The organism is Nocardioides sp. zg-1228 (genome assembly GCF_017086465.1).
GTDB lineage: Bacteria > Actinomycetota > Actinomycetes > Propionibacteriales > Nocardioidaceae > Nocardioides.
Genome location: NZ_CP070961.1, coordinates 2,601,097 through 2,622,991, shown reverse-complemented (window position 1 = coordinate 2,622,991; position 21,895 = coordinate 2,601,097). Strand labels below are relative to the sequence as shown.

General features: G+C 73.7%; 16 protein-coding genes and 1 pseudogene. 13 read left to right on the top strand and 4 right to left on the bottom strand.

Annotated elements, in window-relative coordinates; translation table 11 throughout:
• Position 1: 1 nt before the first annotated feature.
• Positions 2 to 1,282: a methyltransferase domain-containing protein gene (locus JX575_RS12650; protein ID WP_186340914.1), complete on the bottom strand. Its 1,281-nt coding sequence runs from the start codon at positions 1,280 to 1,282 to the stop codon at positions 2 to 4.
• On the opposite strand from JX575_RS12650, the pseudogene JX575_RS19680 reads away from it, so the two are divergent.
• The 7 genes and pseudogenes from JX575_RS19680 to ftsY all read left to right on the top strand — a co-directional run.
• A pseudogene (locus JX575_RS19680) lies at positions 1,176 to 1,840 on the top strand (FAD-binding oxidoreductase); the annotation flags it as partial. The gene JX575_RS12650 and the pseudogene JX575_RS19680 overlap by 107 nt on opposite strands.
• Positions 1,823 to 2,731 (top strand): FAD-linked oxidase C-terminal domain-containing protein, encoded by a 909-nt coding sequence (locus tag JX575_RS12645; protein ID WP_241005451.1) that lies wholly within the window; start codon positions 1,823 to 1,825, stop codon positions 2,729 to 2,731. The pseudogene JX575_RS19680 and the gene JX575_RS12645, both read left to right, overlap by 18 nt.
• A 28-nt stretch (positions 2,732 to 2,759) precedes the next feature.
• Positions 2,760 to 3,851, top strand: coding sequence for an alanine--glyoxylate aminotransferase family protein (locus tag JX575_RS12640; protein WP_186340915.1), 1,092 nt, complete (start codon positions 2,760 to 2,762; stop codon positions 3,849 to 3,851).
• A 145-nt stretch (positions 3,852 to 3,996) separates the two neighbouring features.
• Positions 3,997 to 7,551, top strand: coding sequence for a chromosome segregation protein SMC (smc, locus tag JX575_RS12635; RefSeq protein WP_186340916.1), 3,555 nt, complete (start codon positions 3,997 to 3,999; stop codon positions 7,549 to 7,551).
• Complete coding sequence (locus JX575_RS12630) at positions 7,548 to 8,051, top strand: acyl-CoA thioesterase (protein ID WP_186340917.1); 504 nt, start codon at positions 7,548 to 7,550, stop codon at positions 8,049 to 8,051. The genes smc and JX575_RS12630 overlap by 4 nt, the downstream gene beginning before the upstream one ends.
• Before the next feature lie 106 nt (positions 8,052 to 8,157).
• Positions 8,158 to 8,334, top strand: coding sequence for a hypothetical protein (locus JX575_RS12625; protein ID WP_186340918.1), 177 nt, complete (start codon positions 8,158 to 8,160; stop codon positions 8,332 to 8,334).
• Positions 8,335 to 8,406: 72 nt separating this feature from the next.
• Positions 8,407 to 9,570 (top strand): signal recognition particle-docking protein FtsY, encoded by a 1,164-nt coding sequence (gene ftsY, locus JX575_RS12620; RefSeq protein WP_186340919.1) that lies wholly within the window; start codon positions 8,407 to 8,409, stop codon positions 9,568 to 9,570.
• Positions 9,571 to 9,763: 193 nt separating this feature from the next.
• Here the strand turns inward: ftsY and JX575_RS12615 are convergent, their stop codons facing one another.
• Both JX575_RS12615 and JX575_RS12610 read right to left on the bottom strand, forming a co-directional pair.
• Positions 9,764 to 12,754: a glycosyltransferase gene (locus tag JX575_RS12615; protein WP_186340920.1), complete on the bottom strand. Its 2,991-nt coding sequence runs from the start codon at positions 12,752 to 12,754 to the stop codon at positions 9,764 to 9,766.
• On the bottom strand, positions 12,744 to 13,688 hold the full coding sequence (locus JX575_RS12610) for a rhamnan synthesis F family protein (protein WP_186340921.1): 945 nt from the start codon (positions 13,686 to 13,688) through the stop codon (positions 12,744 to 12,746). Before JX575_RS12610 ends, JX575_RS12615 begins: the two co-directional genes overlap by 11 nt.
• Before the next feature lie 233 nt (positions 13,689 to 13,921).
• Between JX575_RS12610 and JX575_RS12605 the strand changes: the two genes are divergently transcribed.
• From JX575_RS12605 to JX575_RS12580, 6 genes are all read left to right on the top strand, one after another.
• On the top strand, positions 13,922 to 15,211 hold the full coding sequence (locus tag JX575_RS12605; protein WP_186340922.1) for an ammonium transporter: 1,290 nt from the start codon (positions 13,922 to 13,924) through the stop codon (positions 15,209 to 15,211).
• The gene (locus JX575_RS12600; protein WP_186340923.1) at positions 15,208 to 15,546 is read left to right on the top strand and encodes a P-II family nitrogen regulator; all 339 of its coding nucleotides are present in this window, start codon (positions 15,208 to 15,210) and stop codon (positions 15,544 to 15,546) included. Before JX575_RS12605 ends, JX575_RS12600 begins: the two co-directional genes overlap by 4 nt.
• Before the next feature lie 28 nt (positions 15,547 to 15,574).
• Entirely contained in the window at positions 15,575 to 17,797 is a 2,223-nt protein-coding gene (locus tag JX575_RS12595; RefSeq protein WP_186340924.1) for a [protein-PII] uridylyltransferase, read from the top strand.
• A 92-nt stretch (positions 17,798 to 17,889) separates the two neighbouring features.
• Positions 17,890 to 19,467: a signal recognition particle protein gene (gene ffh / locus JX575_RS12590; RefSeq protein WP_186340925.1), complete on the top strand. Its 1,578-nt coding sequence runs from the start codon at positions 17,890 to 17,892 to the stop codon at positions 19,465 to 19,467.
• A complete protein-coding gene (locus JX575_RS12585) occupies positions 19,464 to 19,823 on the top strand; it encodes a hypothetical protein (RefSeq protein ID WP_186340926.1) in 360 nt (119 codons plus the stop codon). Before ffh ends, JX575_RS12585 begins: the two co-directional genes overlap by 4 nt.
• Positions 19,824 to 19,833: 10 nt before the next feature.
• Entirely contained in the window at positions 19,834 to 20,931 is a 1,098-nt protein-coding gene (locus tag JX575_RS12580) for an amidohydrolase family protein (RefSeq protein WP_186340927.1), read from the top strand.
• Here the strand turns inward: JX575_RS12580 and JX575_RS12575 are convergent.
• Positions 20,915 to 21,814 (bottom strand): VanW family protein, encoded by a 900-nt coding sequence (locus JX575_RS12575; RefSeq protein WP_186340928.1) that lies wholly within the window; start codon positions 21,812 to 21,814, stop codon positions 20,915 to 20,917. The genes JX575_RS12580 and JX575_RS12575 overlap by 17 nt on opposite strands.
• Between the last annotated feature and the right edge of the window lie 81 nt (positions 21,815 to 21,895).

Genomic DNA, 21,895 nt, shown 5'->3' with positions numbered 1-21,895 from the left:
CTCAGCGATCGACCCGGGCCAGGCGCCTCAGGCGACGCGACAGCCGCGCGGTCCACCGGCTCCGCTCCTTCTCCAGGCTCGCCGCGAGCCGATCGCCGCGGGAGCGCGCTCGCTGGAGCCTGGCCTGGGTCTTCGCGAGCGTGGCCTGCGTCTTCGCCAACCTGGCCCGTGTCTTCTCGAGCCGCGCACGCACACGGTCGCGCTGGGCACGTGCGCTGTCACGGGCGCCGACCAGCTCGGCGACCTGCTCCTCCGCGCGCGCGAGACGGCGCTGGAGGTCGTCGTTGAGCGCGACCAGCTCGCGCTCGCGCACCTGGTGCGGCCAGGTCCGCTCCTCGTCGGGCAACGCGTCGCGGATCGTGGCGAGCTGGGCGAGCGCCGTCGCGACGGCCTCGTTCCGTCCCTCGCGCGGGAGGCGGCGCAGGGTGACGTAGAACTCGAGGTGGCCCGGAAGCGTCGCAGTGACCCGCTCGACGGCGAAGTCGACCAGTCCGAGCTCGAGGAGGTCGATGACGATGTCGGTGAACCGCACCGGCGTCATCGGCCACACATGGCAGTCGACGTAGTCACCTCGCTGCTGGCGCTCGATGGCGGGGCGGACCGCGGACATCGGGTTGAGTCGTTGCTCCGGCCACCTCCCCGTCCACGCCTCGTGGGCAGGGAAGTGCACGGCCGTGCGGGCGTGGTCGTAGACGGCGCGATAGGACGGGATGCGGTCGCCGTCGAGGTGGGCCTGGACGATCTGCCCGACGGTCGCGGGCGAGCGTCGGGCGTCGAAGCAGAACCGGAGGTCCGGCACGGCGAGCAGGAGGTCGCCGCCCTCGACGAGCACGTCCGCCACGTCGTGCAACCACCCGATCATGTCGGGCACGTGCTCGATGACGTGGCTGGCCAGCACGTGCTGGAAGGGCGCGGCCGGCGCCACCGCCTCGGCGAGCGTGCCGACCGAACCGTCCTCGCGCGTGAGCCAGAAGTCGATGTCCGGGATCAGGTCGACGTCGACGGACGAGTCGACGCCGTAGTGAGCGACCAGGCCGTCGCGGTCCACCACGTCGACGTAGCGCACGTCGGCCATGTCGCGCGTGATGATCGCAGCGGCGAGCGGACCGACCTCCAGGCTGCGTCCGGCGCCGAGGTCGACGTCGGCCAGGAGCAACGACCGCCGCAACGTCAGGATGTCGAGCTGCGGGGCGTCTGGCGGGACGTCAGGTGCTGCCCGCGGCGGAGCGTCCGACGCGGCGGCTCGCTCGGCCGTCGAGTCGTCGTACGTGATCTCGCTCATGCCGGGGAGCCTAGGGGCTGCCCGCGGACCGATGCGCGTCGAGGCTCGATCCGGTCCTTTCGCGCGCGACGAGTGGTTCGATGGTCGGATGGAAGCACTCCCCGGTCTAGTCCGCTCGCTGCCGGCGGGTGTCGTCGCGACCGACCCGGCGACGCTCGAGACCTACCGCTACGACTGGTCGCGCGACGTCGGCGCCGGCACGCCGCTCGCCGTGGTGCGCGCCGAGGACGCCGCCCAGGTGCAGGCCGCGGTGCGCTGGGCGGCCGGGCACGGCGTGCCGGTCGTGCCCCGCGGCGCCGGGTCCGGACTGTCGGGCGGCGCCAGCGCCGTCGACGGCGGGATCGTGCTCAGCCTGGAGCGGATGCGCGGCATCGAGACGACACCGACTGCCAGGTCGCCGTCGTGGAGCCCGGGGCGCTCAACGCGGAGGTCAAGGCCGCCTCGCGCGAGCACGGGCTCTGGTACCCGCCCGACCCGTCGTCCTTCGAGATCTGCTCGATCGGCGGCAACGTCGCGACCAACGCCGGTGGTCTGTGCTGCGTGAAGTACGGCGTCACCACCGACTACGTCCTGGGCCTCGACGTCGTCCTCGCCGACGGCACGCTGATCACCCTGGGCGGGAAACGGATCAAGGACGTCGCGGGCCTGTCGCTGCTCAAGCTCTTCGTCGGCTCCGAGGGCACGCTCGGCATCGTCACCCGGGCGATCCTGCGGCTGGTGCCGGTGCCGCTGCCACCCGCGACGCTGGTGGCGTCGTTCCCCTCGGTCGTCGCCGCTGCCGAGGCCGTCGTCGCCGTGCGCCGCACGCTGCGGCCCTCGATGATGGAGCTGATGGACCGGGCCACGATCAACGCGGTCGAGGACCACGCCCCGCGCGGCCTGGACCGCACCGCGGGCGCCCTGCTCCTCGTCCAGTCCGACGCGCCGGGGGAGGCCCGGGTGGCCGAGATCGCGGTCGTGGAGGCGGCCTGCGTCGCCGCCGGGGCGAGCGAGGTCGTGCTCACCGACGACCCGGCCGAGGGGGAGATGTTCGTCGAGGCGCGGCGGATGGCCTTCCCGGCGATCGAGGCGCGCGGTGCGCTGCTGCTCGAGGACGTCGGGGCCGCGGTGCCACTGCTCCCCGACCTGCTGGCCGCGGTCGCCGGGATCGCCGCGCTCCACGACGTCGAGATCCCGACCGTCGCCCACGCTGGCGACGGCAACACCCACCCGATCATCGTCTACGACCCGGCCGACCCCGCCTCGGAGCGTCGGGCACGCGCCGCCTTCGACGACATCCTGCAGGCGGCGATCGCGCTCGGCGGCACGATCACCGGCGAGCACGGCGTCGGACGCACGAAGAAGTCGGCGCTCCCCGACCAGCTCGGCGAGGACGTGATGGCCCTGACCCGTCGGATCAAGGACGCCCTCGACCCGGCCGGCATCCTCAACCCCGGGGCGGTGCTGTGAGCACCGGAGATTCGCTACGGTCGGTCCCATGATCCGCGAGCGGCACCTCTTCGGCCCCGGCCCGTCCAACCCCTACCCCGAGGCCACCCGAGCGCTCGCCGAGCCGCTGCTGGGCCACCTCGACCCCGAGTTCCTCCGGATCATGGACGAGACCTGCGACATGCTCCGCACCGTCTGGGGCACCGACAACGCCCGCACGCTGCCGCTCAGCGCCACGGGCTCGGCCGGCATGGAGGCGGCGTTCGTCAACACCGTCCACCCCGGCGACGTCGTCGTGGTGGCGGTCAACGGCCTCTTCGGCCAGCGGATGACCGACGTCGCCGCGCGGTGCGGGGCCGAGGTCGTGGCGGTCGAGCACGAGTGGGGGCAGCCGGTCGACGTCGACCGCGTCCTGTCGGCGCACGACTCGCCGGCGATCATCGCCGCGGTCCACGCCGAGACCTCGACGGGCGCGCGCTCCGACATCGCGGCGCTCGGCGCCGGCAAGGGCGACGCCCTCCTGCTCGCCGACGCCGTGACCTCGATCGGCGGCATCGAGCTGCGCGCCGACGACTGGGGGGTCGACATCGGCTACGCCGGCACCCAGAAGTGCCTCGGCGTGGCGCCCGGCCTCGCGCCGTTCACGATCAACGACCGCGCCTTCGAGCGCCGCGTCGAGACGCCGCGCTCGTGGTACCTCGACCTCGGCATGCTCGGCGGCTACGTCGGCGAGGCCGCGTCCAAGGGCGGCCAGCGGACCTACCACCACACCGCGCCCACGGCGATGGTCGCCAGCCTCCACGGTGGCCTGACCCGGATCCTGGAGGAGGGCCTCGAGGCCGTCTGGGCGCGGCACCAGGCCGCAGGCGACGCCCTGCAGGCGGGGCTGCAGGACCTGGGCCTGGAGCTGTTCGCCGAGGAGGGCAGCAGGCTGCCCGAGCTCACGACCGTCAAGGTGCCCGAGGGCGTCGACTCCGCCGCGGTGCGCGCGCAGCTCCTCGAGACCTACGGCATCGAGATCGGCGCGGGTGCGGGGGCCTACGCCGCCAGCGTGTGGCGGATCGGGCTGATGGGCCGCAACGCCCGCCCCGACGCCGTCCAGCTGGTGCTGGCCGCGCTCCGGGACGTACTGGGTCGCTGAGCGGCCTCCTGACGGGCCTCGTGCCACGCCGCGTGCAACCGGCTCCGGCGGGCGCCCGTGCCGTAGGGTGAGCCGCGCTGAGCGTCCCCAGTCTTCAGCCTCCCCGAGGACGGTGGGAGCGGTCTGATCCGGTGAGGAGCCCGCGTTGTACCTGAAGAGCCTGACCCTCAAGGGGTTCAAGTCCTTCGCCTCCTCGACGACGCTGCAGCTCGAGCCGGGCATCACCTGCATCGTCGGCCCCAACGGCTCCGGCAAGTCCAACGTCGTCGACGCCCTCGCGTGGGTGATGGGCGAGCAGGGCGCCAAGAGCCTGCGCGGCGGCAAGATGGAGGACGTCATCTTCGCCGGCACGTCGGGGCGCCCGCCGTTGGGGCGGGCCGAGGTGCAGCTGACCATCGACAACTCCGACGGCGCTCTGCCGATCGACTACGCCGAGGTCACGATCAGCCGCACGATGTTCCGCAACGGCGGCTCGGAGTACGCCATCAACGGCAGCAGCTGCCGCCTGCTCGACGTGCAGGAGCTGCTGAGCGACTCCGGCATCGGCCGCGAGATGCACGTCATCGTCGGCCAGGGCCAGCTCGACTCGATCCTGCACGCCACCCCCGAGGACCGCCGCGGCTTCATCGAGGAGGCGGCCGGCGTCCTCAAGCACCGCAAGCGCAAGGAGAAGGCGCTCCGCAAGCTCGACGCCACCGACGGCAACCTCACCCGCCTGGCCGACCTGCTCTCCGAGATCCGCCGCCAGCTCAAGCCGCTCGGCCGCCAGGCCGAGGTGGCGCGGCAGGCGCAGACCGTGCAGGCCGACGTGCGCGACGCCCGCGCGCGGCTGCTGGCCGACGACCTCGTCAGCGCGCGCACCGCCCTCGAGTCCGAGATGGCCGACGAGACGCTGCTGGTGCAGCGGCGCGAGCAGGTCGAGGCCGAGATCGCCGCCGGACGCGAGAAGGAGGCCGGCCTGGAGGCGGCCCTGCGCGACGACCTGCCCCGGCTGGCCGCGGCACAGGAGACGTGGTTCGCCCTGTCCGGGCTCAAGGAGCGACTGCGCGGCACCGCGTCGCTGGCCGACGAGCGGATCCGCAACGCCGCCGGCGCGAGCGAGGGCGACACCGTCGACTCCGGTCGCGACCCCGACGACCTCGAGGCCCAGGCCGAGCGGGTGCGCCGGCAGGAGGCGGAGATCGCCGAGCAGGTCGAGCAGCAGCGGGCCGCCCTCGACGCCGCCGTCGTCGCCAAGCGGGCGGCCGAGGAGGCCGCGGTCGCCGAGGACAAGCGCATCGCGGCCCTCCAGCGCGCCGCCGCCGACCGCCGCGAGGGCCTGGCCCGGCTGACCGGCCAGGTCAACGCGCTCAAGTCGCGCTCCGAGGCGGCCGATGCGGAGATCCAACGGCTCACCGAGGCCCGGGAGGACGCCGTCGCCCGCGCCGAGCGCGCGCAGCGCGACTTCACCGCGCTCGAGACCCGCGTCGCGGGCCTCGACGCCGGGGAGGAGGGCCTCGACACCGAGCACGAGGACGCCGTGGCGGCCCTCGACGAGATCGACGAGCAGCTCGCCCGGGCCCGCGAGGACGCCCAGGAGGCCGAGCGGGAGCGCACCGGGCTGGTCGCGCGTCGCGACGCGCTCGAGCTCGGGCTCAACCGCAAGGACGGCGCCGGGGCGCTGCTCGCCGCGACCGACGAGGTGGGTGGGCTCCTCGGCTCCGTCGCCGCGCTCCTCGACGTCGACCAGGGCTACGAGACGGCGCTGGCCGCCGCGCTCGGCTCCGCCGCCGACGCCGTCGTGGTCTCCGACGCCGCGTCGGCCCTCGACGCGATCGGCCACCTCAAGGCCGACGACCTCGGCCGCGCGGGGATGCTGCTCGGGGGCGCGCCCGCCACCGACCGCGACTGGCCGGCCCTGCCCGACGGCGCGACCTACGCCGTCGACGTCGTCGCCGCGCCCGACGACGTGCGTCCCGCGCTGGTGCGTCTCCTCGACCGCGTGGCCGTCGTCGACGACCTGGCGGCCGCCCGGCGCCTGGTCGCCGACCACCCCGAGGTCGTCGCGGTGACCCGCGACGGCGACCTGCTCGGCACGCACTTCGCCGCCGGCGGCTCGTCCAGCCAGCCGAGCCTGATCGAGATCCAGGCGGCCGTCGACGAGGCCGGCACCCGCCTCGCCGACGCGACCGCGACCGCCGAGCGCCTCGGCTTCGAGATCTCGCGGCTCGAGGCCGCGCGGCACGACGCCGTCAAGCGCGTCGACGTCGCGCTGGCCAAGCTGCACGAGTCCGACGCGACGCTGGCCGCGGTGGCCGAGGAGCTCGGGCAGTACGGCTCGCAGGCCCGTGCCGCCAAGGGGGAGGCCGACCGGCTCGAGCGGGCGATCGCCACGGCCCGCGAGGCCCGCGAGACCGCGCTCGCCGGACTGGTCGACCTCGAGGCCCGCCTCGCCGCCGCCGAGGACGTCACCGACGAGGAGCCCGACACGAGCGAGCGCGAGCGGCTGGCCGAGGCCGCCCGCGAGGCGCGCCAGGACGAGATGGACGCCCGGCTCGCGCTGCGCACGGCCGAGGAGCGTGCCCGCGCGCTGCACGGCCGCGCCGACTCCCTGCTCCGGGCCGCGCAGGCCGAGCGCGAGTCCCGCGCCCGCGCCGCCGAGCGACGCGAGCGGCTGATCCGCGAGGGACGCGCCGCCGAGGCGGTGTCGTCCGCCGTGCGCGTCGTGCTGCACCAGCTCGAGCGCTCGGTCATGCTCGCCGCTGACGAGCGGGCCGCAGTGGAGGAGTCACGGCAGGGCAGCGAGCAGGAGCTCATGGCCGTGCGCACCCGGCTGCGCGACCTCGCCCGCGAGCACGACGAGCTGGTCAGCTCGGTGCACCGCGACGAGATGGCCCGCACCCAGCAGAAGATGCGCATCGAGCAGCTCGAGGAGCGCGCGCTGGAGGAGCTCGGGCTCGACCCCGACGGCCTGGTCGCCGACTACGGCCCGGACGCCCCGATCCCGTTCACCGGCGAGGTGCCGGAGGGGGAGGAGCCGCCCGCGCCGACGGCGTACGTCCGCGAGGAGCAGGTCAAGCGGCTGCGCGCGGCGGAGCGGGCGCTGTCGATGCTGGGCCGGGTCAACCCGCTCGCGCTGGAGGAGTTCTCCGCGATGGAGGAGCGGCACAAGTTCCTCACCGAGCAGCTCGAGGACCTCAAGCGCACCCGCAAGGACCTCCTCGACATCGTGCGCGAGGTCGACACCCGGGTCGAGCAGGTCTTCACCGAGGCCTACGCCGACGTGGAGAAGGCCTTCGACCAGACGTTCGCCCGGCTGTTCCCCGGCGGCGAGGGACGGCTCGTCCTCACCGACCCCGGTGACATGCTCAACACCGGCATCGAGGTCGAGGCCCGCCCGGCGGGCAAGAAGGTCAAGCGGCTCTCGCTGCTCTCCGGCGGCGAGCGCTCCCTGGTCGCCGTCGCCTTCCTGGTCGCCCTGTTCAAGGCCCGGCCCTCGCCGTTCTACATCCTCGACGAGGTCGAGGCGGCCCTCGACGACACCAACCTCGGGCGGCTGCTGGAGATCTACGAGGAGCTGCGCGAGAACTCCCAGCTGCTCGTCATCACCCACCAGAAGCGCACGATGGAGGTCGGCGACGCCCTCTACGGCGTGACCATGCGCGGCGACGGCGTGTCCGCCGTCATCAGCCAGCGCCTGCGCGACGCCGAGAGCGCATGAGCGAGCAGTCGAGCGCGCAACCCGCCGCGAGCGTCGCAGGGGCCAGCACGCGTCGGCGCCGGCCGACCCGCGCCGACTACGTCGCCTGGCGCACCGCGACGACGCGGTGGCGCGACGACGACGCCTACGGCCACCTCAACAACGCGACCTACTACGAGCTGTTCGACACGGCCGTCAACGCCCACCTCTACGAGGCCACCGGCGTCGACGTCCGTGCGCTGCCGCAGATCGGCGTGGTCGCCGAGACCGGCTGCCACTACTTCCGCGAGATCGGCTTCCCCGAGCCGATCGAGATGGGCCTGGTCGTCGACAGGGTCGGCACCAGCTCGATCGTCTACCGCATCGGGCTGTTCCAGGGGCCCTCGGACGAGGCGGCGGCCGAGGGCCGCTTCGTCCACGTCTACGTCGACAACGCGCGCGGCACCGGTGACCGGCCCGTGGTGCCCGTGCCCGACGTGGTGCGCGCCGCGGTCGTGCCGCTCCTGCGACCGGGGGCGTGAGGCGCGCCACGCCCGCGACGCGCCCGGCCCACCTCGATGCGGGAGGGTCCGCCCCGGTGTGTCACGGTGGAGTGGACCCGACCGGCCCCACCTCGGAGGAACCCCCGTGCTCGCGATCATCCTGATGATGTCCCTCGGCGTGCTCGTCGCCGCCGCCGTTGCGGTCTACGTCGCCTACCCCCACCGTGGCGAGAAGCTGCCGGTCGCCCCCCAGCTCGGCACCGCCATGCGCAAGGGCGTCGACTCGCTGCCCACCCTTGAGGACTCCGAGTCGCGCTCCTGAGCCGCGCGGCGTCCCACGCCGGCGGCGCACCGCCCGACCGGGGCGCCGGACGAGGGTGGTTGGATTGGGCCCATGGGTGACTGGCTCTATCTGATCATCGCCATCGCAGTCGTCGGCGTCCTCACGCTCGGCGCGCTGCTGACCTCGGGACGCCGGCGCACGTCGGCGCCCCCGAGCGGCGGCACCGACGTCATCGCTCCGCCTCCGACCGAGACGGACGTCGCGACCGAGGCGCCGCCCGAGCCCGCGGTCGGCACCGCCGACAGGACAGCCCCCGCAGCCCCGGATGCTCCTGCCGCTCCGACGGTCGAGAAGCCCGAGAGCACGGCGTCGCGGCTGGTGCGGTTGCGCCAGCGCCTGTCCCGCTCCCAGGGTGGGCTCGGCAAGGGCATCCTGGCCCTCCTCAGCCGTGACCGCCTCGACGAGGACACCTGGGAGGCGATCGAGGACACCCTCCTCACCGCCGACGTCGGCGTCGCGCCCACCCAGGCCCTCGTGGAGCGGCTGCGCACCCGCCTGCGGGTCGAGGGCGGACAGGCGCCCGACGCCCGCGAGGTGCTGCGCGAGGAGCTGATCGAGCTCGTCGGCACCGACCTCGACCGCCGGGTGCAGGTGACCGGCACGGACGGCAAGCCCGGGGTGGTGCTGGTCGTCGGCGTCAACGGCGCCGGCAAGACCACGACCGTCGGCAAGATCGCCCGCATCCTCGTCGCCGAGGACCTGTCGGTCACGCTCGGTGCCGCCGACACGTTCCGCGCGGCGGCCGTCGACCAGCTCGCCACGTGGGGCGAGCGGGTGGGCGTCGAGGTGGTCCGCGGACCCGAGGGCGGCGACCCGGCGAGCGTGGCGTTCGAGGCCGTCAAGCACGGCATCGACAACGGCGTCGACACCGTGCTCGTCGACACCGCCGGCCGCCTGCAGAACAAGGCCGGCCTGATGGACGAGCTCGGCAAGATCAAGCGGGTCATCGAGAAGCAGGCCGAGGTCACCGAGGTGCTCCTCGTCCTCGACGCCACCACCGGGCAGAACGGCCTCATCCAGGCCCGCGTCTTCAGCGAGATCGTCGACGTCACCGGCATCGTGCTCACCAAGCTCGACGGCTCCGCCAAGGGCGGCATCGTGGTGCAGGTGCAGCGCGAGCTCGGCGTTCCGGTCAAGCTCGTCGGCCTCGGCGAGGGCCCGGACGACATGGCCCCGTTCGACGCCGCGGCCTTCGTCGACGCGCTGCTCGGCTGACGCCGTTGGGGGGTCGAGTGGGCGCGTTCTGACGCCGTTGGGGGGTCGAGTGGGCGCGTTCTGACGCCGTTGGGGGGTCGAGTGGGCGCGTTCTGACGCTGCACCGGTCAGGACGGGCCGACTCGACGGGTCTGGGCGGTCAGGACGGGCCGACTCGACGGGTCTGGGCCGTCAGGATGCGCCGACTCGACGGTCAGCGCCGCCGGGCGAGCAGGGTCCGCACGGCGTCGTCGATCAGCGTCTCCGCGCGCTTGTCGAAGCTGTGCTCGGCGATGATGCGCATCGCGATCTCGCGACGGGTCGCGTCGTCGGGGAAGGCGTCGTAGGGCGGCTGCACGAGGCGGGCCAGCTCGTGCTCGTTGTCGAAGGGGAGCACCAGGCCGGAGAAGATCTCCTCCAGCCCGTCGATGCGGTCGCTGAGGATCCTCGCCCCGCACGCCGCCGCGTCGAAGAGCCGGTTGGAGGCGAAGCTGTCGCGGCGCATGTCGAGGTGGTGGTCGTTGAGCACGATGCCGGCGGAGGCGTAGAGCACGCCGACCTCCCGGTTGTCGATGCCGCCGGAGGCGATCTGGTCGCGTTCGACGAAGTCGGTCCAGTCGTTGCCGTGCAGGGTGAGGTCGGCTCCGATGGCCAGCGCGCTGCGCACGGCGTAGCGGTAGATGCCGCGCGAGTTGCCGACGAACAGCAGCGCCGGACCGGTGTCGGGCTGGGCCCGGTCGGGGTGGAACCAACGCGTGTCGGTGCACTGGAGCAACGGCGTGACGGGCGTGCCCCACTCGCGGCTCACGCGCTCGGACCAGCTGGTGCTGGCGGCGTAGACGAGGTCGAAGCCGGCCACCTCGTCGGGCGTGATCATGTCGGGGTGGCTGATGATCCACTCGACGTTGAGCAGCCCCGGCCGCGGCGTCACGCGGTCGAGGCCGCGGAGCACCAGCAGGACGTCGTCGTGGTCGCGCGAGTCGCGGTGCCGGGCGTCGCGCCGGTCGATCGCGACGTGCTGGCCGCGTCGTTCGAGGGCGTCGGCCAGTGACCGCGCGAAGTAGGTGTCGCCCCACCGGTCGCCGCGCTGGGCGGCCGGTGCGGCGATGTCGACGGCCCACCGCAGGCGCGGGGGCGACTCGCGGATGCCCTCGACGGCGCGCACCACCAGCTCGGGCACCAGCACCGCGGGCGCGGCCGGGTCGTCGGGGTCGGCGGTGATCCGGCGGTTGCGCTCGTCGGTCGCCTCGAGCCCGGCGGTGCGCAGCTGCTCGTGGGAGTCGTCGGGGGACGGGGGCGGCACCTCCAGCACGGTGGAGCGCAGCGACGACAGGGCGCCGATGAGCTCCTCGGTGTCGGCGTAGGCGGTGCGGGAGGTGATCACGGCGTCGGGCACGAGGACCGTGCGGCCCAGACCGGCCCGCGCGACGCGGAGCCCGAGGTCGGTCTCGGCGAGCACCGTGCGGAACCGCGCCCCGAGCCCGCCCAGGGCCACGGCACTGGCGGTGCGCAGCGCCACCAGGGGCGCGGCGGGCGCTGCGACCGTGGTCGTGCCGATCCGCAACGCGTCGCTGGTGGGCAGGCCGGCGAGGAACAGCTCGGGGTGGGGGTTGTCGGGAGCGAAGCGTGCCCCGGCGCTGAGGATCACGCCGTCGAGGTCGACGACCAGGGGTTGCGCCAGCCCGACCCCCGGCTCGCGGAGAACGCCCGCGAGCCGCTCGGCGATCGGCCGCCGCGGGGGCATCGCCTCCGGCCGCACCAGCACCACCGTGCTGCCTGCGGCCTGGGAGATGCCGACGTTGGTGGCCACCGACATCGAGACGTTGGCCGGGACCGAGACGAAGCGGGCCCCGGCGATGACCGCGGCGATCGACGCGGCCAGCACGTGGTGCGCGCGGCGCAGGCGGACGCCGACGAGCACGAGCTCGGAGCCCTCGCGCGGCACCGAGCCCAGCCACTCGACGGTGCGACGAGGCTCCGGGCCGACGGGCATGACGTGGCTGACCAGCGCCTCGTCGGTCTCGCGCGCCGCGGCCTCCTCCCAGTCGACGAGCTGGCGCTCGAGGACCGCGGAGTCCCAGTCGTCGGCGAAGCCGGCCGGCGGTGCCTCGGGTCGCCGGAGCACGGGTACGTCGACGGCGAGCGGCTCGTGGTCGCGGGTGAGCCGGAGCACCAGGTCGCGCTCGACCGCGCCGCCGAGGCCCTCGTCGAAGCCCCCGACGTCCTTGACGGCGTCGCGCCGCAGCAGGGCGGTGGCGAGGTCGACCGGGCGTCCCGCGAGGAGCTCGTGCCGCGAGCGGCCGACGGCACCGGCGCCGGCCAGCACGGCGGCCGCGCCGCTCGCGTGGGCGTGGGCGAGCAGGTCGCGGAGCATGTCGGGGAGCCACTCGCGCCCGAGCGGGAGGAAGGCGACGTGCTCGGCGGTGCCGTGCTCGAGGGCCACGTTGAGCGCCCGAGCGCGGCTGCACCGCGACTCGCGCACGAGCGTGATCCGGTCGTCGAAGGCCGCCACGCCCTGGAGCACCGCCGCCGTGTCGTCGAGGGACCCCCGGTCGACCGCGACGAGGTGCCAGTCGGTGAACGACTGCGCCTGCAGCGACGCCACCGTCCGACGCACCAGCGGCCCGTCGTCCTGGGCCGCCATCACGACGGTCACGGCGGGGGAGGCGCCCGTCAGGGCCGGGAGCTCGGGTGTCGGCCCGACCAGCGGGGGGCGCTCGCGCACGACCTCGTCGCGCCACTGGGCAGCGGCGGCGATGGCGGCCGCGCGGTAGGTGGACCAGGAGACCTTGCGGGGAAGGGTGCGCGTGGGCAGCGGGGTGGCCGGCCCGGAGACCGACAGCCAGTAGGACAGCGCGCCGTAGGGGTGGTGCCGGGCCTCGGGGTAGGCGGCGAAGACGATGCGCGGGTCGACCAGGGGGTGCGGGGCGATCCGGTTGCGGCGCCGGCGCTCGGAGACGTACCAGAGCACGGGGTGCTGGCCGGCGCGCTGCCACGAGCGGCGGCGCCCGATCCACTGCGCCTCGAAGAGCGGGTGGGGGGAGACGTCGCCCGCCTCGACGACCGCGCGCGCGGCCTCCGCGGGGGAGTCGAACGTCGTGCCGAGCTGGGCGGCGACGTAGTCGACGTCGACGAGGCCCGAGTCGACCATCACGTCGGCGGCGTCGTCGAGCCTCACCTGGTGCCGGCGGCGGTCACCGCGCATCGGAGTACCTCACCCGCGGGAAGAGGGGCTCGAGGGCGAGCGGGGTGGGCAGCAGCCGCTCGGTGTCGCGCAGCGGGTAGTACTGGGCGGTCTCCTCGAGGAACTCGCGCACCCCCTCGAAGCGCTGGGGGAAGCGGCGCTCGCACAGCTCGAGCAGGCGCCGGGCGTCGAGGTTGTAGGGGTCGTAGCGCAGGGTGTCGATCTTGACGTAGGGGAGGCGGGCGTCGTCGAGCACCCGGTCGGCGAGGCTGCGGGCGGGGTTCCACGGCTCGTTGGCGCGCTCGCGCCACTCCCGGATCTCGGCGCGGGTGCGGGGGAAGTGGGAGCGGTGGGCGGCCCACCAACGCATCCGCTCGCGGGCGATGCGGCGGTCCTCGGGCGTCTCCACGAAGTAGGTGTCGGAGGCGAACCCCGCGTCGTAGAGCCGTCGCGACATGCCCACCTCGTAGCGGCGGATGACCTGGCGCCGCTTGGAGATCGGCTCCATCTCCTCCCAGAACGTCGTGAACGCCCGGGAGCCGACCACCCACGGGCGGAAGGCGATGAAGAACGACTGGATGTGCGGCGCGACGCGCTCGGCCCCGGTCAGGCCCCAGAAGTCGCACGGCCTCGTGGCCATCTCGTCGAAGACCGGGTCGTAGGAGTCGAGGGCGAAGACGTAGGTGTCGTTGCAGACCACCACCTCGTCGTAGGCCGTGAGGTCACCGGCGGCGTCGAGGCCGACCTTGTAGCTGAAGAAGTCGTAGCCGTAGTTGGCCCGCTCGACCAGCACGGACCGCTCGCTGAGCCAGGCGCGCGCGGAGTCCTGCAGGCTGGCCGTGGTGCACACCAGGAGCGTGTCGACCGACGCGGCCAGCGCCTCGACCTGGCCCCGCACGTGGGGCCGCAGCTCCCCGGCGACGTCGTAGTGCGCCATCACGGCCAGTCTGGACACGGCCGAACACTACAAGGTGGTGCCGGACGCCGATCCGTTCACACACCCGTAACACGGGCACCCATTCCGTTGCGTGCGCGCAACATCCGTCGCGGCCCGGTGAAACGTCGTCAGCGCAGGCTGCGGGTCATCACGTGGGCACCGGCATGACAGCGGCGTCATGGCCCGGGTGACCAACCCCGTTCCGTACGCGCTCAACTCCTGGAGGTCCTGTGGACGGCTATTACGCCTTCATGCTGGTGGCGACTGCCTTCGTCCTGATGATGACGGTGCCCGCGCTGGCGCTGTTCTACGGCGGCATGTCGCGCTCGAAGTCCGTGCTCAACATGATGATGATGTCCTACGTGGCTGCCGCCATCGTCGGCATCCTCTACGTCGCCGTCGGCTGGTCGATGGGCTTCGGAGGTGACGGCACGTTCTTCGCCAACCCCTTCGAGCTGCTCTGGCTCGACGGTGTCTCGACCGGCGACTACATCTTCGTGATGTTCCAGATGACCTTCGCGATCATCACCGCCGCGCTGATCAGCGGCGCCGTCGCCGACCGGCTCAAGTTCTCCGCCTGGGTGGTCTTCGTGCCGCTGTGGGCCCTCATCGTCTACTTCCCGATGGCCCACATGGTCTTCAGCTGCACCGACGACTCGCTCATCTGCGGCCGGATCGGCGCCCAGGACTACGCCGGCGGCACCGCCGTCCACATCAACGCCGGCGTCGCGGCCCTCGTGCTCGTGGTGCTGCTCGGCAAGCGGATCGGCTGGCCGCGCGAGCAGATGCGCCCGCACAACCTGACGCTCACCATGCTCGGCGCCGGCCTGCTCTGGATGGGCTGGTACGGCTTCAACGTCGGCTCGATCGTCTTCGGCGACGACCCGGCGACCCAGTTCCCGCTCGAGACCGGCCGCACCTTCGCCAACACCACGCTCGCCACCATGGCGGCCATCCTCGGCTGGCTCGCCGTCGAGCGCCTGATCCACAAGAAGGCCACCTCCCTCGGTGCCGCCTCGGGCATCGTCGCCGGCCTGGTCGCGATCACCCCCGCCGCCGGTGCGGTCAACCTCTCCGGTGCGGTCGCGATCGGCCTCGTCGCCGGTGGCGTCTGCGCCTGGGCCGTCGGCCTGAAGTACAAGCTCGGCTACGACGACTCGCTCGACGTGGTCGGCGTGCACCTGGTCGGCGGCATCATCGGCACCGTCCTGATCGGCGTGTTCTCCACGGCCGAGGGCGCCGGCGGGATCGACGGCCTCCTCTACGGCGGCGGCTTCGGCTCGCTGGCCGACCAGTCCCTGGGCGTCGTCGTGGCGGTCATCTACTCCGGCGTGCTGACCGCGGTCATCGCCCTCGCGATCAAGTACACGATGGGTCTGCGCCTCGACGAGGAGGACGAGGTCAACGGCATCGACCTGGCCGCCCACGGCGAGTCGGCGTACGACCTGCACAGCGGCACCAGCGGCGGCGCGAGCAGTGTCCTCGCCTCGTCCACCGCGGCCCCGGCCGCCACCACCAAGACCGAAGGAGCAAGCGCATGAAGCTCGTGACCGCGGTGATCAAGCCGCACAAGTGGGAGGACGTCCGCGAGGCCCTCGAGACCTTCGGGGTCGCCGGGATGACGGTGTCCGAGGTCAGCGGCTACGGCCGCCAGAAGGGCCACACCGAGGTCTACCGGGGCGCGGAGTACGACATCGCGCTCGTGCCCAAGATCCGCATCGAGATCGTGGTCGACGACGCCGACGCCGATGACGTCGTCGGGATCGTCGTCAAGACCGCGCAGACCGGCAGGATCGGCGACGGCAAGGTCTGGGTGAGCCCGGTCGAGAGCGTCGTCCGCGTCCGGACCGGCGAGCAGGACGCGTCCGCTCTCTGATGGATCCGGCTTCTCGGGACGTGACCGCATGAGCGCAGCAGACCGACGCACCAGGACCACCTCCGCCGACGAGCTCTGCCGGGAGGCGTACGCCGCCTCGGCAGGGCCCGCCACGGGGGTGGCCCTGGTCGCGGTCGGGGGCTACGGGCGGGGCGAGCTGGCCCCCCACTCCGACCTCGACATCGTCCTCGTCCACGACGACGGGGTCGACCTGGGCGACCTCGGCACGGCCCTGTGGTACCCGCTGTGGGACTCCGGGAGGCGCCTGGACCACGCGGTCCGGTCGATGGGCGAGGTCCTCGAGGCCGCGTGCGACCTGCGGGTCGCGCTCGGGCTGCTCGACGTCCGGCACCTCGCCGGCGACCCGGGCCTGAGCCTGCGGCTGCGCACGACGATGCTCGCCGACTGGCGGCGCCGGGCCCGGATCCGGCTGCCGGAGCTGAAGGCGATGACGCTCAGGCGGCACGGCGTCACCGGCGAGCTCGCCCACGTCTCGGTCCCCGACGTCAAGGAGGCGGAGGGCGGCCTGCGCGACGCCGGCGTGCTGCGCGCGATCGAGGCCACCTGGCTGGTCGACGCGTCGACCCCGGCGCTGGAGGCGGCGCGGCAGATGCTCCTCGACGTCCGCGACGAGGTGCAGGACCTGGCCGGGCGCCCCAGCGACCGCATCGCCCCCGAGGCGTGGGGCCCGCTCGCGGACCGGCTCGGTCTCGACGACGCCGAGGCCGCCCAGCGCCACGTCCGCTCGCTCGGCCGGCGCATCGCGCACCTGTCCCGCCTGGCGTGGCGCCGCGCCGACGCCGTGACGGCGCGCCCGACGGGGGAGCGCAGCCGTCGGACGCCCGCGCTGGAGCGCATCGCGCCCGGCATCGCGCTCTCGCGCGGCGAGGTCGTCCTCGACGCGGGCACCCGTCCCGCCGACGACCCCACCCTCCTGCTGCGCGCGGCGGCGGAGGCAGCGAGCCGCGACGCCGTGCTCGCGCCCACCACCGCCGCCCGGCTGGTGCGGGAGGGGGTCGTCCTCCCGGTGCCGTGGCCGGCCGCGGCCCGTGACGCCCTGGTCCGCCTGCTGGCGAGCGGGCCGGGCCTGCTGCCGGTGTGGGAGACCCTCGACGAGGTCGAGGGCATCGACACGTTCCTCCCCGAGTGGGAGCAGATCCGGCTGCTGCCGCACGCCTCGGCCATCCACCGCTTCACCGTCGACCGACACGTCGTGGAGACGTGTGCGGAGGCGGCAACGCTGATCCGCACCGTCCGGCGTCCCGACCTGCTGCTGGTGGCGGCGCTCCTGCACGACATCGGCAAGGGCTCGCTGCACGACCACTCCGTCGCCGGCGAGCCGCTGGCGCGCAAGGTCGTGGCCCGCATGGGCTTCACCGACCTCGACGCCGAGGTGGTCGCCTCGCTGGTGCGCTGGCACCTGCTGCTGGCCGACCTCGCGACCACCCGCGACCCCGACGACCCGGCCACCACCGCCGAGCTGCTCGCCCACGTCCCCGACGCGGCGAGCCTCGAGCTGCTGCGCGCCCTCACCGAGGCCGACGCCCGCGCCGCCTCCCCGGCCGCGTGGACGACGTGGCGCGCCTCGCTGGTCGACCGACTGGTCTCGCGGGCCCGGCACGCGCTGGGCGCGCAGGTCGCCGACGTCGCCGCCCCCGGGACGGTGCCGGTGCCCGACGTCGTACGACGTGACCCGAGCGCCGTGTCGGTGGAGGTCGCCCCGCACGAGGTCGGCGCCACCGTCACCGTGATCGCCGCCGACCGGGTCGGCCTGCTCGCCGACGTGGCCGGGGGGCTCGCGGCGCTGCGCGCGCCCGTGCACGCGGCCCGCGCCTGGGGACAGGTCGACGCCGACGGCGAGTGGGGCATCAGCGCGTGGGAGGTCCCCGACGCCTACCTCGACCCCGCCGTCGTCCGCGAGCGGATCCGTCGGGTCGTCGAGGGCACCGAGCGGCTGCCCGACCTGCCGGCCCGCCCCGACGGCGAGCTGCCGCCCATCGTGGAGGTGCGCCCCGACGCCTCACGCGCGTCGCTGGTGCTGGAGATCCGCACGTCCGACCGGCCCGGGGTCGTCCACCGCGTCCTCACCACCCTCGCCCGGCTCGGGCTGACAGTGGCCTCGGCCCACGTCTCGACCCTGGGTCCGCAGGCCGTCGACGTGTTCTACGTGCAGGAGCTCGGCGGGGTGCGCCCGACCGACGAGCGTGCGGCCGCGGCGGCACACGCGGTGCGCACCGCGCTCGGCGGCTGAGCCTCGCGCGGGTCCGGCGGCTAGTCTTGGGCGTCGTACCACCACCGATCCGCCCCTGATCCACCACCCGATGCGAGGGACAGACCCACACCGTGTTCGCCACACTCTCCGACCGCCTTGCCGACACCTTCAAGAACCTGCGGGGCAAGGGTCGGCTCTCCGAGGCCGACATCGACGCCACCGCGCGCGAGATCCGCATCGCGCTGCTCGAGGCCGACGTCGCCCTGCCGGTCGTCAAGGAGTTCGTCGGCGCGGTCAAGGAGCGCGCCCGCTCTGAGGAGGTCAGCGGCGCGCTCAACCCGGCCCAGCAGATCATCAAGATCGTCCACGAGGAGCTCGTCACGATCCTCGGCGGCGAGACCCGCCGCCTGCGCTACGCCAAGAGCGGGCCGACCGTCATCATGCTCGCCGGCCTCCAGGGCGCCGGCAAGACCACGCTGGCGGCCAAGCTCGCCCTGTGGCTGAAGGAGCAGGGCAAGACGCCCATGCTCGTCGCGGCCGACCTGCAGCGGCCCAACGCGGTCCAGCAGCTCCAGGTCAACGGCGAGCGGGTCGGCGTGCCCGTCTTCGCCCCCGAGCCCGGCAACGGCACCGGCGACCCGGTCGACGTCGCCCGCGCCTCCCTCGAGGAGGCCCGGCGCAAGGTGCACGACGTCGTCATCATCGACACGGCCGGCCGCCTCGGTGTCGACGAGACCCTCATGCGGCAGGCCGCCGACATCCGCGACGCCGTGCAGCCCGACGAGGTGCTGTTCGTGGTCGACGCGATGATCGGCCAGGACGCCGTGACCACCGCGCAGGCCTTCCTCGACGGCGTCGGCTACGACGGCGTGGTGCTCACCAAGCTCGACGGCGACGCCCGCGGTGGTGCGGCCCTCTCGATCCGCTCGATCACCGGCAAGCCGGTCATGTTCGCCTCCAGCGGCGAGAAGATGACCGACTTCGACCTCTTCCACCCCGACCGGATGGCCTCGCGCATCCTCGACATGGGCGACATGCTCACCCTGATCGAGCAGGCCGAGAAGGCCTTCGACTCCGAGCAGTCGCTCAAGGCGGCCGAGAAGCTCGCCACCAAGGGCGGCTTCACGCTGGAGGACTTCCTCCAGCAGATGATGCAGATCCGCAAGCTCGGCTCGATGACCAAGATCATGGGGATGCTCCCCGGCATGGGGCAGTTCCGCGACCAGCTCGAGAACTTCGACGAGCGCGAGATCGACCGCATCCAGGCGATCATCCAGTCGATGACGCCCGCCGAGCGCGACAACCCCAAGATCATCGACGGCTCGCGCCGCGCCCGCATCGCCGCCGGCTCCGGGCGCCAGGTCTCCGACGTCAACCAGCTCGTCGACCGCTTCTTCGAGGCGCGCAAGATGATGGAGCAGATGGCCCGCGGGGGCGGCGTGCCCGGGATGCCCGGGATGCCCGGCATGCCGGGGCTGGGCGGGGGCAAGCGCGCGGGTGCGCGGCAGGCCCAGGCGAAGGGCAAGAAGGGCAAGAAGCGGGTCTCGGGCAACCCCGCCAAGGCCGCCCAGCAGAAGGCCCAGCAGAAGGCCGCCGCGGCCGACAAGGGCGCCAACCCCTTCGGCAACCCCGACGGCGCCGACATCGACTACGAGAAGGCGGCCGAGCAGCTCAACCTCCCCAAGGACTTCTCGCAGTTCCTCAAGTGAGGGTCCTCGTCGTCGACGGCGCCAACGTCGTCGGGTCCGTGCCCGACGGCTGGTGGAAGGACCGTGCGGGGGCGGCGCGCCGGCTCCACGAGCGGCTGCTGGTCGCCGACACGTCCTTCGACGAGGTCGTCCTCGTGCTGGAGGGCCAGGCCAAGGCCGGCGTGCCCGCGGGCCGGGACGCCCACGTACGCACCGTCCACGCGCCACGTGACGGCGACGCCGCGATCCGCGAGCAGGCCCGACGCGCCGCGGAGGCGGGCGCGCAGGTGACGGTGGCGACCGCCGACCGGGCGCTGGCGGCCAACGTGTCCCCCGCCCAGGTGGTCAGTCCGTCGTGGCTGCTCGACCGGCTGTAGCCTCCGCCGCATGCCATCCCATCGAGCCGAGCCTGCGCAGCGCTTCCGCGGCCCCGTCCTCCCCGACGGCGAGCCGACCGACCTCTACGTCGTGGACGGACGGATCACGTTCGAGCCGCAGGCCGGTGCCGACACGGTCGCCGAGGGCTGGATCGTGCCGGGCCTGGTCGACGCCCACTGCCACCTCGGGCTCGACGACTTCGGTGCCACCGACGACGAGGCCACCGAGCAGCAGGCGATCGCCGACCGCGACGCCGGGGCGCTGCTCATCCGCGACGCCGGCTCGGCCTCCGACACCCGCTGGATCCACGACCGCGACGACCTGCCCCGCCTGATCCGGTGCGGGCGCCACATCGCGGCGACCCGGCGCTACATCCGCGGCTACGCCCACGAGGTCGAGCCCGCCGAGCTGGCGACCTACGCCGCCCAGGAGGCCCGCAACGGCGACGGCTGGATCAAGCTCGTCGGCGACTGGATCTCCCGCGAGGAGGGCGACCTGGCGCCGTCGTTCCCCGCGGAGGCCTTCGCCGACGCGATCGCCGCCGCGCACGCCGAGGGCGCCAAGGTGACCGCCCACTGCTTCGGCCACGGCGTCCTGCCCGGCCTGATCGAGGCGGGGATCGACTGCATCGAGCACGGCACCGGGCTCACCGAGGACCTGATCGACGCGATGGTCGAGCACGGCACCCGGCTGGTGCCGACCGTCATGCAGCTCGACAAGTTCCCCCAGCACGCGGCGGCCGGGCAGGAGAGGTTCCCCGCCTACGCCGCGACGATGACCGACCTCTACGCCCGGATGCCCGCGACGATCATGGCGGCCTGGGAGGCGGGCGTGCCGATCTACGCCGGCTCCGACGGCGGTGGCATCAGCCGCCACGGCAACATCGCCGGCGAGGTCGAGGCCCTCGTGCGCATCGGGATGCCCGCCCACGACGCGCTGGGTGCGGCGAGCTGGAGCGCCCGGGAGTGGCTCGGGGTCGACGGCCTCGTCGAGGGCGCGTCGGCCGACTTCGTCGTCTACGACCGCAACCCGGTCGAGGACCTGTCGGTGCTCCGCACCCCGACCGCGGTCGTGCTCCGCGGCGCGCTGGTCAGTCCAGGTCGATGACCTGCACGTCCGGGCCGGGCTCGTAGACCACGAGCGCGCAGTTGCGCTTGACCAGCTCCTCGCCGACCTGCTCGCCGGTGCGGCGGTCGATGACCCGGCGCCAGATCTGGTTGCGGCGGAACACGTCGCCGTCGCGGCGCAGGAACTGCTCGTGCCGGGCCTCGACCCGGTAGGAGTGGTCCGGGCGCTCGTCGGCGCGCAGCTGGCCGTGCAGGAAGCGCTCGCCGACCCACGTCCGGAGCTGGAAGGTGTACGCCGTGTCGTTGCGCACCACGAGGTCGACGTAGTTGTAGACGATCGAGCACCCCACGCCCCACGGCAGCACCCGCCCGCGGTCGGGGAACGGGTCGAAGGAGTGCTCCGAGCGCTCCACGACGGTCAGCGGCGAGTGCAGCACCATCCAGTGCACGAGGTTGGCCAGCTGGCAGATCCCGCCACCGACGCCTGCCTCGGCCGCGCCGTTCGACAGCCGCATCCCGTCGACGTACCCCTTGCGGCGGGTGCAGTTGCCCACGACGCGGTTGAACGACACGCTCTCGCCGGGTCGGATGAGCGTCCCGTCCATCCGCTCGGCCGCGAGCCGGAGGTTGGTCACCTTGTTGTGCTGCAGGTGCATCTGGTCGGGGTCGAGCTCGCGCAGCAGCAGCGACCCGTGCTGCTCGAGCCGCACCGGCAGGTCGACCGCGTCGCGCGTGCGCGCCCACACGACCCGGCCCGACCACGCGTCCCGCACCCAGTGCGTACGCCGGCGGGCGCGGTGCACCGCCATCGCGGCGGGAAGCAGCCACGGGTGACGCTGCGTCAGGCGTGGGGGAGCGGTCAACCGCGCGGGGAGGTCGAGCGGCTCGGGCGGCTGCAGGTGCCCGGCGTGCGCGCTGGTCATGCCAGGTAGACGCACCAGGGGGCGAGGAGGTTGCCGGGAACTGGTTTGTGCCCGCCGCGACGGCTCGGCGAGGATCGGGCT

Bases quoted from the DNA above. Each gene is read 5' to 3' on its own strand.
- ftsY (WP_186340919.1), top strand. From the start codon at position 8,407: ATGGGTGACTGGCTCTATCTGATCATCGCCATCGCAGTCGTCGGCGTC.
- JX575_RS12630 (WP_186340917.1), top strand. From the start codon at position 7,548: ATGAGCGAGCAGTCGAGCGCGCAACCCGCCGCGAGCGTCGCAGGGGCC.
- JX575_RS12575 (WP_186340928.1), bottom strand. From the start codon at position 21,814: ATGACCAGCGCGCACGCCGGGCACCTGCAGCCGCCCGAGCCGCTCGAC.
- JX575_RS12605 (WP_186340922.1), top strand. From the start codon at position 13,922: ATGCTGGTGGCGACTGCCTTCGTCCTGATGATGACGGTGCCCGCGCTG.
- JX575_RS12600 (WP_186340923.1), top strand. From the start codon at position 15,208: ATGAAGCTCGTGACCGCGGTGATCAAGCCGCACAAGTGGGAGGACGTC.
- JX575_RS12595 (WP_186340924.1), top strand. From the start codon at position 15,575: ATGAGCGCAGCAGACCGACGCACCAGGACCACCTCCGCCGACGAGCTC.
- JX575_RS12615 (WP_186340920.1), bottom strand. From the start codon at position 12,754: ATGCGCGGTGACCGCCGCCGGCACCAGGTGAGGCTCGACGACGCCGCC.
- JX575_RS12650 (WP_186340914.1), bottom strand. From the start codon at position 1,282: ATGAGCGAGATCACGTACGACGACTCGACGGCCGAGCGAGCCGCCGCG.
- JX575_RS12640 (WP_186340915.1), top strand. From the start codon at position 2,760: ATGATCCGCGAGCGGCACCTCTTCGGCCCCGGCCCGTCCAACCCCTAC.
- JX575_RS12580 (WP_186340927.1), top strand. From the start codon at position 19,834: ATGCCATCCCATCGAGCCGAGCCTGCGCAGCGCTTCCGCGGCCCCGTC.